At 36.3% G+C, this 12985-nt stretch carries 13 protein-coding genes and 1 riboswitch; of the genes, 2 read left to right on the forward strand and 11 right to left on the reverse strand.

The features are described from left to right. Positions 1-3 precede the first annotated feature (3 nt). From ACN0NP_RS00235 to thiW, 8 genes are all read right to left on the reverse strand, one after another. Positions 4-1284: an O-acetylhomoserine aminocarboxypropyltransferase/cysteine synthase family protein gene (locus ACN0NP_RS00235; RefSeq protein WP_423217293.1), complete on the reverse strand. Its 1281-nt coding sequence runs from the start codon at positions 1282-1284 to the stop codon at positions 4-6. Positions 1285-1396: 112 nt separating this feature from the next. Then, a complete protein-coding gene (thiE, locus tag ACN0NP_RS00240; protein WP_423217294.1) occupies positions 1397-2029 on the reverse strand; it encodes a thiamine phosphate synthase in 633 nt (210 codons plus the stop codon). Beyond that, positions 2022-2816: a hydroxyethylthiazole kinase gene (gene thiM / locus ACN0NP_RS00245; RefSeq protein WP_423217295.1), complete on the reverse strand. Its 795-nt coding sequence runs from the start codon at positions 2814-2816 to the stop codon at positions 2022-2024. The genes thiE and thiM overlap by 8 nt, the downstream gene beginning before the upstream one ends. Beyond that, positions 2817-3614 carry a bifunctional hydroxymethylpyrimidine kinase/phosphomethylpyrimidine kinase gene (gene thiD / locus ACN0NP_RS00250; protein ID WP_423217296.1) on the reverse strand — a complete coding sequence of 266 codons (798 nt, stop codon included), beginning with the start codon at positions 3612-3614 and terminating at the stop codon, positions 2817-2819. Next, a complete protein-coding gene (tenA, locus tag ACN0NP_RS00255) occupies positions 3607-4287 on the reverse strand; it encodes a thiaminase II (protein WP_423217297.1) in 681 nt (226 codons plus the stop codon). The genes thiD and tenA overlap by 8 nt, the downstream gene beginning before the upstream one ends. Beyond that, on the reverse strand, positions 4288-4968 hold the full coding sequence (locus ACN0NP_RS00260; protein WP_423217298.1) for an HAD family hydrolase: 681 nt from the start codon (positions 4966-4968) through the stop codon (positions 4288-4290). It abuts the gene before it with no gap. After that, positions 4922-5635 carry a class I SAM-dependent methyltransferase gene (locus ACN0NP_RS00265; RefSeq protein WP_423217299.1) on the reverse strand — a complete coding sequence of 238 codons (714 nt, stop codon included), beginning with the start codon at positions 5633-5635 and terminating at the stop codon, positions 4922-4924. The genes ACN0NP_RS00260 and ACN0NP_RS00265 overlap by 47 nt, the downstream gene beginning before the upstream one ends. 3 nt (positions 5636-5638) lie before the next feature. Then, entirely contained in the window at positions 5639-6214 is a 576-nt protein-coding gene (gene thiW / locus ACN0NP_RS00270; protein ID WP_423217300.1) for an energy coupling factor transporter S component ThiW, read from the reverse strand. A gap of 162 nt (positions 6215-6376) precedes the next feature. Next, a riboswitch (TPP riboswitch) is annotated at positions 6377-6466 on the reverse strand. A 166-nt stretch (positions 6467-6632) separates the two neighbouring features. On the opposite strand from thiW, the gene ACN0NP_RS00275 reads away from it, so the two are divergent. Both ACN0NP_RS00275 and ACN0NP_RS00280 read left to right on the forward strand, forming a co-directional pair. Continuing rightward, positions 6633-7496: a helix-turn-helix domain-containing protein gene (locus ACN0NP_RS00275; protein ID WP_423217301.1), complete on the forward strand. Its 864-nt coding sequence runs from the start codon at positions 6633-6635 to the stop codon at positions 7494-7496. Positions 7497-7716: 220 nt separating this feature from the next. Continuing rightward, the gene (locus tag ACN0NP_RS00280; protein WP_423217686.1) at positions 7717-8937 is read left to right on the forward strand and encodes a transporter; all 1221 of its coding nucleotides are present in this window, start codon (positions 7717-7719) and stop codon (positions 8935-8937) included. Between the two features lie 58 nt (positions 8938-8995). On the opposite strand, the gene pcrA is transcribed toward ACN0NP_RS00280, so the two are convergent. From pcrA to pdxS, 3 genes are all read right to left on the reverse strand, one after another. Further along, the gene (pcrA, locus tag ACN0NP_RS00285; RefSeq protein WP_423217302.1) at positions 8996-11308 is read right to left on the reverse strand and encodes a DNA helicase PcrA; all 2313 of its coding nucleotides are present in this window, start codon (positions 11306-11308) and stop codon (positions 8996-8998) included. A gap of 124 nt (positions 11309-11432) precedes the next feature. Further along, positions 11433-12008, reverse strand: a complete 576-nt coding sequence (pdxT, locus tag ACN0NP_RS00290; RefSeq protein ID WP_033152701.1) for a pyridoxal 5'-phosphate synthase glutaminase subunit PdxT — start codon at positions 12006-12008, stop codon at positions 11433-11435. An 8-nt stretch (positions 12009-12016) separates the two neighbouring features. Continuing rightward, a complete protein-coding gene (gene pdxS / locus ACN0NP_RS00295; protein WP_423217303.1) occupies positions 12017-12892 on the reverse strand; it encodes a pyridoxal 5'-phosphate synthase lyase subunit PdxS in 876 nt (291 codons plus the stop codon). Positions 12893-12985: the final 93 nt, after the last annotated feature.

Genomic DNA, 12985 nt, shown 5'->3' on the forward strand with positions numbered 1-12985 from the left:
ACCTTAAATCTTATCCAAAGCTAATCGTAAGTCTTCAATCAAATCATCTGCGTTTTCTAGACCAACTGAAACACGAATTTGATTACGTGTGACTCCACAAGCTTGCAAATCTTCTTCAGACAATTGTTGGTGTGTTGTTGTTGCTGGGTGCACGACAAGTGATTTAGCATCAGCGACATTTGCCAAATCAGAAAAGATTTCAAGATTATCGATAAATTTGTGGGCTTCTTCTTGACCACCTTTGATATGGAAAGTAAAGATTGAGCCAGCACCTTTAGGGAAATATTTTTGAGCTAACTCATAGTAAGGACTTGATGGCAAACTTGGGTAGTTAACCTTTTCGACTTTAGGATGATTATCCAAAAATTCGACAATTTTTTTCGTATTTTCAAGGTGACGACCAATACGAAGAGACAATGTTTCAAGACCCTGTAACAATAGAAATGCGCTAAATGGTGATAGAGCCGCACCAGTATCGCGTAGCAATTGAACACGAAGTGCTGTGATGAACGCTGCTGCACCAACATCACGTGTATAGCTAATGTTGTGATATGATGGATCTTCATCAACAAATTGCGGGAATTTGCCGGAAGCTTCCCAGTCAAAGTTTCCAGAATCAACTACCACACCTGCAATCGTTGTTCCGTGCCCACCAATAAACTTAGTTGCAGAATGAACTGAAATATCAACGCCATGTGAGAAAACATTAATGAGATAAGGCGTTCCAAACGTATTATCTGTGACTAATGGAATTTTATGAGCGTGTGCAATATCAGCAATTTTTTCGATATCAGGGATATTAATAACTGGATTACCAAGGGTTTCAATCAAAACTAACTTAGTATTCTCTTGAATTGCATTTTCAAGTTCATCCAAATTTGAAACATCAACAAATGTTGTTGTAACTCCATAGCGTGGCAAGGTTTCTTTAAGTAAATTGAAAGTACCGCCATAAAGTGTTGTCGCAGCCACAACGTGATCGCCTGCATGAGCTAACCCAAGCACAGCGTATGTAATTGCTGCCATACCAGAAGCTGTCGCTACAGCACCAACACCGTTTTCAAGAGCTGCAATACGTTCTTCAAAAACAGCTACTGTCGGATTGCCAATACGAGAGTAAATATTACCTGGCTTCTTCAATCCAAATAAATCTTCACCTTCTTGGGCATCATCAAAAACATATGAGGTTGTCTGATAAATTGGAACTGCACGAGATTTTGTTGTTGGATCGACTTCTTGACCTGCGTGTAATTGTAACGTTTCAAAATTATATTTTCGTGTCATGGCATGTACTCCAATCATTAAATTTTCTGAATGTACGTACAATTTTACACTTTTTTAAAAAACTTGACTAATACTTATTAAAAAAGACTAGATATAGTTTCAAACTATACCCTTAATGAAAGGCTTCTGCAAACCGTTGAGTATCCAATTCAACCTGAGTTGATTTCGCCAAAGCTGAAATAACTGCAACACCATCAGCACCCGATTCGCAAATGTCTGGAACATCTCCAATTGTAATCCCACCGATGGCTACAATTGGAATTACTTTATCCAATTCACGAATTTCTCTTAAGCCTTTTAACCCAATCACTTCCCCAGCATCTGACTTAGATGGAGTCGGGAAAATCGGACCTACCCCAATATAATCAACCAAGTCTATCTCGGATAGTTGGTATTCCCTCACGTTTCCAACCGATAGACCTATAATTTTGTTTGAAAATAGTTTGCGGGCTTCAGTGACTGGCATGTCATCCTGCCCAATGTGAACGCCATCTGCATCAACTTGTAAAGCTAAATCAACATCATCATTGATGATAAAAGGAACGTGGTATTTATGACAAAGCTCCTTAACTTTGAGAGCCAAATCCAGTTTTTCTTTTCCAATTAAAGCTCCATCTACTTTTTCACGAAGCTGAAAACAAGTCACACCCGATTTTAACGCTGCCTCTAAAGTCTTAAAAAACATTCCTTTTGGACAATTCGGTGTGCCACAAATAAAATAGACTCTTAATTCTTCTTTATTCACAATAATCCTCAACCTTTTTCATTCTTTCAACGTCATCATTCGAAATTTGATGGAGTGCATCTATGAAAGCTACTTGAAAACTTCCTGGTAGCCCAATACCAGAATTTCTTTCGGCTATTTCTCCAGCTATGTTATAAACAGACATCGCTTCTTCTAGGCAGGAAAGTAAATCATCACTAGCTACACCAATAAACGCCGCTAATACAGCACCAAGTAAACAACCAGTTCCAGTCACTAAAGGCATGAGACTACTGCCATTATGCAAAAGTTTTACATGACCATTTACAGCGATAGCGTCTGTTTTTCCTGTGATAACAATTGGTAGTTTTAGCTGTTTATGTGCTTTTAAGGCAAGCTGTCCAATGTTCGCAACGTCAGCCGAATCAACACCTTTACTTGCTACATCTTCTCCAATAAGCGCAGCAATTTCACCCGCGTTACCACGAATTAATGAAAGTTTGTGATTTTCAATTAAATCATTTGCAACTCGTTTTCGATATGGTCCAACACCTGCAGCAACAGGGTCAAGTACCGTTGGGACGCCATTTTTTTCGGCAATATCTAAGGCATCCTTATACAGCTGCCAAGTTTTATCACTTAATGTTCCGATATTGATAAGTAACCCGCTGGCACTTGGCAAAAAGTCTTCTAAATCCTTTTGATACTCACTCATTGCTGGCGAAGCATCCAGTGCAAGCAACCCATTAGCTGTAAAATTCTTCACAACATCATTTGTGATACAAATCGTTAGCGGATTTTGTTTTCTCAATTCATCTAAATAGCTCATTTAGTCTCCTTTGTAGCTGACATGGTTGACTGGACCATTTCCATGACCGAGTTCCGGTGCAGTTTTTATTGCTTCAGTAATAAAATGTTTAGCCGTCCCAACCGCTTCTTGAACACTTTTGCCTTTAGCAAGCTCTGCTGTAATGACTGCTGCGTAAGTGCACCCTGTCCCATGAGTATGCTTGGTATGAATACGTTCCGATGAAAACATGACAACTTCTCCATCTTCTAAGAATAAAAAATCTTTAGCTTCTTTTTCTAAGTGTCCACCTTTGATGACGACGTTTTTAACACCGTATTTTGATTGAATGACTTTTCCCGCTTCGAGAATTGCAGCCTCGTCTTTCAATTCTTTTCCAAAAAGAACTTCTGTTTCTGGCAAATTTGGTGTAATTATAGTGGCAATTGGCAGCAACTTTTCTTTTAGAGCTTCAACTGCTTCTGTACTAATCAAACGGTCGCCACTGGTTGCTACCATAACAGGGTCTAATACGTATGGGCAAGAAATAGTATTCAAATACTGACTTACTCTCTCAATTGTCTCAACTTCAGCTAACATTCCTGTCTTGATTGCATCTGGTGTGATATCTGAAAAGACACTCTTTAACTGTTCATCTAGAATTTTTTGGTCAAGATTACAAATATCTTGAACGCCTTGTGTATTTTGAGCTACAACGCTTGTTACTACTGCCATTCCGTAAGCACCACGCGCCTGAAAACTCTTCAAATCCGCCATAATTCCTGCGCCACCGCTCGGATCTGTACCTGCAATTGTTAATGCTACGTTTAATTTAGACATTTCTTACCTCCTCTGGCCATTCTTCTTGATCATATGCCATTTGGAAAAATTGACGTTCATGCTGACAACTTTCCAAAAAGACTCGAATGATTTCCTTTTCCTTATCTTTTGGTAGTTGGCTACTATATGTTCTTAATAGCTCAAAATAAGTTGGCAAACAAGCAGTTGCTTCGTCTTTAGCATAGAAATCAAACCAAGCTTTAAAAGGATTCTCATCTGAAACTTTTCCGCTTTCCAATACTTTTTGAGCCACTTGCTGATAAATCCATGGACACGGAAGCATGGCTGCTAAAATATAAGCTGGATTATCTTGATTAAGCTGATAATACATATGCTTAATATAATGATCTGAACTTGGATACCATGCCTTATCTGCAATGATATCATGATACTCTTTACCAGCAGCTTTAGCCAAAATATGATGAGCACCAACTTCATGGTTAAAAATAAAATCAATTTGTCCTAAGAAAAAATTCTTACTTGCTTTATCAGGAATTTTTGCAAACAAAAGAGCATAAATATCAGCAAATTTTTCTAAATAGATTGCATCTGCTTTTAGATAATGACAAATCGCCTTTTCAGACAGTGTCCCATTTACCATATCTTGAATAAAATCATCTTTAGAAATCTTATCAATGAAGACAAGGCTTCGTTCTTTCATTTCATTAATCATTTACTTTTCCTTTACTATCTCTATAAATTCATCTAAGGTTTGAATGGTTTTAAAATCATGTTCAAAACTATCTTGGGGATTATCTTGATTTGATAAAAATACACCATTTATATCACATTTTTTAGCCTCTTTGAGATTTCTAAGACTGTCTTCTAAGTAATATATTTTTTTGTCTTGTAAATTCTCTTTCTCCAAAAGACAATGATAAAAATCCTCAGTTTTATCGGGAAATCCTATTTCAATACAGGAAATGATTTTAAAAAAGTATTTCAATACTCCTGAAGATTTTAAACCAATCTGAGCTAAATCTTGATAATTTGATGTTACGGCGTAAATCAAAAATCCTTGGTGGTGTAAGTCAGATAACATCTCATAAGCCTTAGGCATTAGGCTCACTTGTCGATAAGCATCCACCAGAAGACTCTTTAATAAGTTTTCTTGAAAGACGAGATTTTGTGATGTGAAGAATTCTGCAAGATACAACTCCGCTTCTGGCATATTTAATCGCCAAAGATGTTTTTTTATCTCATCAGTATAATCAACATTTGCCATAGCCAAAAGCTCTTTAACCACATCGTCCCATAAGCCGTACGAATCAAAAATTACGCCATCCAAATCTAGAAAAATAATATTTTTATTTTTGGGCGACAAGAGCAACATAACCTCCTTTGTCATACCCATCAATCGGCTCTTCAACAAAATCATTAGTATAAATCGGTTGAGCCGTAAGGGTTTGAAAATATCGAATATTTGTCATGCCAAGTTCGTCTCGAAGAATCGCTTCTTTTTCAAGAGGTGAATGGAAAATAGCAGAGCGAACAAGCTCGATTGGGTAAGGAAAAGTTGGGGCAATCTCTCGAAAAATTTCTTTGTTATATTCGCCTACATGCGCAGCAAATTTATACAAGATACCATAAGCACTTTCAACTGGAACATCCAATAAAATCAAATGTCCTCCCTTTTTCAAAGCTTGATGACAATTCTGATAAGCTGACGATAAATCTTTGATATAACTTGAACAACCATTTAAATAAATCACATCATAAGATTCTTTTGCTAATGTAGCAGTTTCTGCATCACCAATTTTAACTGTCATTCCACGTTTTCTGGCAATTGTTGCCATATCACTTGATGGCTCAATGCCATATTTTACTTGAATTCCATATTGTCTATGTAAAGCACTTTCAAAAAGACCACTACCACAACCGATAGATAAAATTTTTTCTTTTTCAATATTATGCAAAGCACGATGTAACAACTTTAATTCACTGGCAAACACATTACTATTTGTCATAAACCACTGATCATAAGCATCTGCATAACCATCAAACATTTTTGCTTTTGTCATCTTTTACCTCTCTCTTTCGATTTCTTCTACTTCGTATAATCTTGCTAAATTCATAAAAGATGTTGAATACCTCAAACCTCGAAGAACAAGCATAGCAATTGCACCTCCGATTAACGTTGCCAAAACAAATCTCGGTGTAAATAAAAATAATGATTGCGCTTGTGAGGCTTTTGCTAACAATTCACTATCACCATTTGCTGAGTAAGTCCAAAACCAGACCATAACTGGTGCTGAAATAAATGATCCAATCAAACCTGTTCCTAGAAATTCGCCAAACCAAGACATACTAACTTTTCTGGTCAACCGATAAAAATGTGAAGCCAAAAACGCCCCAGGCACTGAACCAATGATAGCTAAAGGTGCAACACTTGCAACACCTGGCTGCGTTAAAATCCGCATAATAGCAACAATAAAAGCCATCGCTACTGCATATAGCGGTGTCATAAAAGTTCCTGCTATAACATTCATAACGCTTGACATAAATACCATTCCTTCGATTCTAAAAATCGGTGTTAGTAAATAATCCAAAGCTATCATAATAGCTAAAGCAGATAAACGGTGTACACGATTACTCGTCATAAAAAATCCTTTCTCGACACCAAAAAGCACACAAAGCTCACAGAAAATAAAAAACGCCATCTGAAAAAATTCAAATGGAGTTTAATTTATAATACTGCGAAACAGCTCTCTTGAATGAACAAAAGAACTATCAAATATCGATTTTAACGTACAACAAAAAACGTTGTAACTTACACATTTCCCTTCGTCAGTTCTAACTGCATCAGGTTCAATGGGTATAATCTCAGCTTTTACGCACCCCAAATGTCATATTTAATTACACAGATACTTTACCACAATCTTTTTTATACTGCAAGTGCTTTCAGGAAATTTTTTTAGCACAACACACACAATCTATCGATGATTCCTGCTTTTTCTTGTGAATTGTCAGAAAAAAGGTATAATTTGTACAAAAGAACTTCAATAACAGGAGTAAAATATGAAATATTTGGGACAAACTTTCAAACAATTAAGAGAAGCGAGACATATTTCACTTGCTAAAGCTTCTGGCGAGCAATTCTCTCCTTCAATGCTTTCTAAATTTGAAAGTGGAAAAAATGATATCTCTGCTCAAAAATTATTTATTGCACTTGAAAATACTCACATTGAAATCAATGAATTCCTTTACCTGACCAGAGGATTTTTAAAAAACGACCTAGTAGAATTACAAGAAAAGATTTATTCTCTTGAAGAAAAACTTGACTGTGCTGGCTTACAACAATTGTATGAGAATGAGCTTAAAAGCCATCAAAATAAGGAAACAGATATGATTTATGCACTAATTGTTAAAGCTCATTTAAAAGCCTTTAATGATAGCGTTGAACTAACATCTGAGGAAGAAACATTTCTTTACAACTACCTTTTTGATACCGAAATATGGGGTAATTATGAGCTAACTTTATTTTCTACCTGCTCAACCTTATTATCTCCTAAGTTGTTTACTATGTATGCTAGAGAATGTCTCCGAAAAACAGACTTTTTAGGAGAAATCAAAGAAAATCGAAAAATCATTCATACAATGCTACTTAATGGTTTTCTTCTTTGTATCGATGAAAATGATTTTATCAATGCTAACTACTTCGACAAACAAATTCAAAAACACTTTTATCAAGAAAGTGAAGCCTACTATCGAATAATTTACTTGTGGGCAAAGGGATTATTTAACTACAAACAAGGTCAGAAGCAATCTGGTATGAAACAAATGAAAGATGCGATTCAAGTTTTAAAGATTTTAGATTGTCATTCAGCTGCTGACTATTACACTTCTGGCATGCAAAACGCCATTAAAAGCAATGACAATTAGGAGCTTTTGAATATATTCAAACTTCCTATGACGATAAAAATGTTATTTTTAACTAAAATTCATAAATAGTGATAGTGACTCAATTCGTTTATATAGTTTCACAGAAAAACAGCTCCTTGAGCTGTTTTTTTGTACTATCATTTTGAATATATTCAACATTTTGCCTTCTTAAAAGAAAAACATATTATAATGTTTCAAAATCAATTAAGGAGACAAAATGATGATATTATTTTTTAAAAATAAAATTTATAGCCTTCTAACCATTTCTCGTTTTCTAAATACTATTGGATCCTCCTTATATAATATTGTTTTTGTTATCTATGCTGCTACCGTTTTTCATTCGAAAATTATGGTTAGTATCGCCAATGTAACCATGGTTGTTCCGACACTTTTTACCATTTGGGTTGGCGTAAAAGCTGATCAAATCCAAGCTAAAAGGAAATGGATTGTCATCACTGGTTTTGTTCAATCAATTATTTTTACACTCTTAGCATTCATAATCACTGAGCCTAGTTTGCTGGCTTTCTCTTTTATCTGTCTTTTTAACATTTTTAGTGATGTGTTAAGTGATTTTTCAAATGGCCTACGAATGCCTGTCATTCAAAAATATGTTTTCCAAGAGGATTTAACCGAGGCCTATTCTTTTACGCAATTCATCACTTATATCTGCAGTTTTTCTGGACAAGCTTTAGGTATTTGGTTGCTAAAGATTTCTCAGCATAATTTTTCACTTGTTGCACTTATCAATGCGTTATCGTTTTCACTGTCAGCGCTTGTTGTATTACTCATCAAAGATAATACAAATTATGATGTCTTACCTAAAGACGAAAAACAGTCACTAAAAAAACATTTTTCATCTTTATATCACAACGTGATGCTAATTTTTAATGAGACTAGTGCACTCGATTTTAGTCGCCTAATTTTGTCAATTCTTTTTTTAAATATGCTCAGCGGCTCAGTTAATGCCATTTATAATATTTGGCTACTAACTGCAAATATTAGTCATTTTTCTTACAGTCAAGCACTACTCCTTATTGAGTTTATCTTAGTTGGTGGTATTTTGATAGGAAGCTTAACACCACACGATTATTTTTCTCAAAAATCAATTAGAGAGTTGCTAAAGATTAATGCGCTAATCTTCTTTTTCGTTGGTCTTTCAAATCTGATTCATCTGCCTTTAATTTTCGGTATTCTGCTACTAGGATTTGCAAGCTATCTGGTGGGTAAAGTCAACCCTAAAATTAGTTCTTTATTATTAAGTAATATTCCTACTGAGTCTTTGGCTCAGACAAGTAACTTCTTATCCTTTCTATTCACCCTATCACTTCCTATTGGGACTGTTTTATTTAGCAGTTTATCTTCGTGTAACATTACACTTACTTGGTTTACATTTCTTATTGTTACAGTTATTATTTTTAAATTCTCAAAGTCAAGAAAATAATTAAAAATGAAAAAAGAACCTGAGATTAGTCTTCAGATTCCTTTTTCTATATATCAGTCTATTTCTTCTCAATCGGTGCGACACTAGCCAGTAGTTTTTTGAGTCCGACTTCTGGGAAATTAATTTTAAGTTCTTGTGTTTTACCTGTTCCAGAGACAGCAAGGACAGTTCCATCACCCCATTTTCTGTGATGAGCGATATCTCCAATTTGCCAGTCGACTGCTTCTTTTGAAGCGCTAGCTGATTGACCAAACGGAACCCCTTTAACAGCTTTTGAATATGGCTGTGCTGCTCGTGTCGTTGGTTGAACTTTTGCTTTACGTGCTTGAAGAGCTTGTTGAAGACTCATGCCTTTACCAAACGACATTGAGTTATCATTGCTATTGCTATAGCGTACTCCAAATGAGGAATTAGCTGGGCGAGCTAAACCTTGGTATTGCAATAGCTCATCATCGATTTCACGAATGAAGCGTGATGGACGATTGTAACTTGTTTTACCAAACAAAGTACGTGTATTAGCATTTGTCACAAAAAGTAACTGCTCTGCACGAGTGATACCAACATAAGCTAAACGACGTTCTTCTTCCAACTCGTCTTGGTCTTCAGCAGCTCGAGAAAGTGGGAATACCCCTTCTTCCATACCAATCAAGAAGACAATTGGAAATTCCAAACCTTTTGCAGCGTGTAATGTCATCAAAGTCACTTCTGCTGTCTCAGCATCGCCATCATCAGTATCAGCAATCAAAGCCAAGTCATTCAAGAAACGGCTTAGTTTGTCAATACCAGATTCATCTTCTGGAGCATCATCTTGATTTTCATCAAAGTTTTTCGTAACTGTCAAGAATTCTTCGATATTTTCAATACGTGCTTGGCTTTCAAGAGTATTTTGCACACGAAGGGCATCAAGATAGCCAGTCTTGTCAAGGACTGCTTCAACTAATTCAGTCACACTGTATTTGTCTAAATCATCACGAAGATTCATGAGCAAATTAGACAACTCCCAAACAGCTTGCGCTGCTTTTCCTTTAACATCAGAAAGCATGATATTAGCCGATGCATCAAGTAAACTCATATTTTGTTGATTAGCAAAAGTACGAATTTTTTCAAGTGTACCAGGACCAACACCACGTTTTGGTTCATTAACGATGCGTTCATAACTAATGTTATCAGCAGTATTTGCAATGACATTCAAGTATGAAATGACATCACGGATTTCTTTACGGCTGTAGAACTTCGTACCACCAACCATTGTGTAAGGAATATTTGATTTGAGCAAAGCTTCTTCAATGGTACGTGATTGGGCATTCGTACGGTAAAGAACCGCAAAATCTTTAAAGTTTTTACCTTGTTCACGGACAATGTTATCAATAGTTGAGGCTACAAAAACGGCTTCTTCACGTTCGTCACGCGCACGGTAGTAAACAATCTGCTCACCATCAGCATTTTGTGTCCAAAGATTTTTAGGACGACGATTGCGGTTGTTATTGATAACAGCGTTTGCTGCCTGAAGAATCTTCTTAGTTGAACGATAGTTTTCTTCAAGCATAACCACTTTAGCTTCTGGATAATCTTTTTCGAAATCAAGAATATTTTGCATGTCAGCACCACGCCAACCATAAATAGATTGGTCTGCATCACCGACGACACAAATATTTTTAAAACGAGAAGCTAAAAGTTTGACCAACTGATATTGTGCATGGTTAGTATCTTGATACTCATCAACGTGAATGTATTGGTAGCGTTGTTGATAGTATGCCAAGACATCAGGATTTTGGTCAAACAAACGAAGCGTCAACATGATGAGATCATCAAAATCCATAGCTTCACTTTGACGAAGTTCTGCTTGATATGCTTTGTAACATTTGGCTACAATTTGCGTATACATATCACCTGCTTGATTTTCATAGGCAACTTCATCAAGAAGGTCATTCTTAGCATTTGAAATTGTCCCCAAAATCGCACGTTCATTCCATTTTTTAGGATCAAGATTAAGCGTTTTAAGGATTCGTTTCATAAGCGTACGTTGTTCACCAGGATCAACAATCGTAAAGTTGCGATTATAGCCAATATGGTCAGCATCACGGCGCAAAATACGAACACACATACTGTGGAAAGTTGCAATCAGAGTATCTGCTGTTGCTGGATTTAAAGCCATCGCACGTTCACGCATTTCACGCGCCGCTTTATTGGTGAAAGTAATCGCTAAGATATTCCAAGGATTGACAAATTTTTCATCAATCAAATAGGCGATTCGATGTGTCAACACACGTGTCTTACCTGAACCAGCTCCTGCCATAATCAAAAGCGGACCTTCCGTTGTTTTTACAGCTTCGGCCTGCTTGTCATTCATACCATTTAATAAAGGATTCATCGTATACTTTCACGGACATGTAACTGCTAAAATATCCGCGATTTATTCCTCTCTATATCAATAATTTCATTTTTAAATAATGCTTATCTATTGTACCATTTTTTGGAGAAATAGTCTTTGCTGCTTATTCTTTGTTTTGACAAATCTTTAAGAAATATGAATGAATGCTATTATCGTTATCAACTTCTGGGTGATAGGCTAAAGCAATTTGATTTTGATAGCGTACTGCAACGATTTTACCATGATGCTCAGATAAAATCTCAACACCATTTCTAACCTCACTAATGAATGGGGCACGGATAAAAGTTGCAGGTACTTGACCAATATTTTTAAAATCTAGATGAGTAAAAAAACTCCCTAGCTGTCTTCCATAAGCATTTCTTCTAACCGTTACTGGCAAGGTTGCTAAATACGTTTTAGATTGATTTTCAACCTGCTCAGATAGTAAAATCAGTCCAGCGCAAGTTGCAAGAACAGGTAAACCTTGTATAATCTTCTCACGCAAAGGCTCTAAAAGAGACAAATCATTCAATAGTTTTCCTTGAACTGTTGATTCACCACCTGGTAACACAATGCCATCCAAAGGTTTGTGTAAATCATCAAATTGCCTAATATCAACTGTCTCAGCTCCTAATGAAGCTAATTTTGCTTTATGCTCTGCAAAATCACCTTGCAAAGCTAGTACTCCAATTAAAACCATTATACCTCCTAAATGCCTCGTTCAGCCATGAGCAACTGAATTTCTTCTTCATTAATCCCAACCATAGCTTCGCCGAGATTCTCTGATAAATTAGCAAGTAAGTTTTTATCTTGATAGTTTGTCACCGCTTGAACGATTGCACGAGCGCGCTTTTGAGGATTTCCAGATTTAAAAATTCCTGAACCAACAAAAACTCCTTCTGCCCCAAGTTGCATCATAAGCGCAGCATCAGCAGGCGTCGCTACACCTCCTGCAGCAAATAAAACTACAGGTAATTTTCCGTTCTCATGAACCTCTTTTACTAAATCATAAGGCACTTGCAATTCTTTAGCAGCTTGATACAATTCATCTTCACGAAGAGATTGTAGACGATGAATTTCTTTGTTTAATTCACGTAAATGACGAACAGCTTGGACAACATCTCCTGTACCAGGTTCACCTTTTGACCGAATCATGCTAGCTCCTTCAGAAATACGACGAAGGGCCTCACCTAAATTTTTTGCCCCACAGACAAAGGGAACATTAAATGTTGTCTTATCGATATGATAAAGGTCATCAGCAGGTGATAAAACTTCGCTTTCATCAATGTAATCAATCTCAATCGCCTCTAAAATTTGTGCCTCAACAAAATGCCCAATTCGAACTTTTGCCATAACAGGAATAGAAACAGCTTCTTGGATTTCTTTAATCATTTTAGGGTCACTCATGCGAGATACTCCACCTGCAGCACGAATATCTGCTGGAATTCTTTCAAGCGCCATAACGGCACAAGCTCCCGCTTGTTCAGCTATCCTTGCTTGCTCGGGTGTTGTCACATCCATAATAACGCCACCTTTTAACATTTGCGCTAATTGTTTATTGATCTGATAACGTTGATTTCCCATAAAAAAACACCTCATTTACATTTTTATTGCTTTTCATTATAATAAAAACTGACATGGTATCAAGCACCAAATAAAATCTTTTTTATAGGGTCA

Source organism: Streptococcus equinus, assembly GCF_049393805.1.
Taxonomy (GTDB): domain Bacteria; phylum Bacillota; class Bacilli; order Lactobacillales; family Streptococcaceae; genus Streptococcus; species Streptococcus equinus.

What these genes read in the sequence shown, in the direction of transcription:
- tenA (WP_423217297.1), bottom strand. Translation starts at nt 4,287, where the DNA reads ATGATTAATGAAATGAAAGAACGAAGCCTTGTCTTCATTGATAAGATT.
- ACN0NP_RS00280 (WP_423217686.1), top strand. Translation starts at nt 7,717, where the DNA reads ATGATATTATTTTTTAAAAATAAAATTTATAGCCTTCTAACCATTTCT.
- pcrA (WP_423217302.1), bottom strand. Translation starts at nt 11,308, where the DNA reads ATGAATCCTTTATTAAATGGTATGAATGACAAGCAGGCCGAAGCTGTA.
- pdxT (WP_033152701.1), bottom strand. Translation starts at nt 12,008, where the DNA reads ATGGTTTTAATTGGAGTACTAGCTTTGCAAGGTGATTTTGCAGAGCAT.
- thiW (WP_423217300.1), bottom strand. Translation starts at nt 6,214, where the DNA reads ATGACGAGTAATCGTGTACACCGTTTATCTGCTTTAGCTATTATGATA.
- ACN0NP_RS00275 (WP_423217301.1), top strand. Translation starts at nt 6,633, where the DNA reads ATGAAATATTTGGGACAAACTTTCAAACAATTAAGAGAAGCGAGACAT.
- ACN0NP_RS00265 (WP_423217299.1), bottom strand. Translation starts at nt 5,635, where the DNA reads ATGACAAAAGCAAAAATGTTTGATGGTTATGCAGATGCTTATGATCAG.
- pdxS (WP_423217303.1), bottom strand. Translation starts at nt 12,892, where the DNA reads ATGGGAAATCAACGTTATCAGATCAATAAACAATTAGCGCAAATGTTA.
- ACN0NP_RS00235 (WP_423217293.1), bottom strand. Translation starts at nt 1,284, where the DNA reads ATGACACGAAAATATAATTTTGAAACGTTACAATTACACGCAGGTCAA.
- ACN0NP_RS00260 (WP_423217298.1), bottom strand. Translation starts at nt 4,968, where the DNA reads ATGGGTATGACAAAGGAGGTTATGTTGCTCTTGTCGCCCAAAAATAAA.
- thiD (WP_423217296.1), bottom strand. Translation starts at nt 3,614, where the DNA reads ATGTCTAAATTAAACGTAGCATTAACAATTGCAGGTACAGATCCGAGC.
- thiM (WP_423217295.1), bottom strand. Translation starts at nt 2,816, where the DNA reads ATGAGCTATTTAGATGAATTGAGAAAACAAAATCCGCTAACGATTTGT.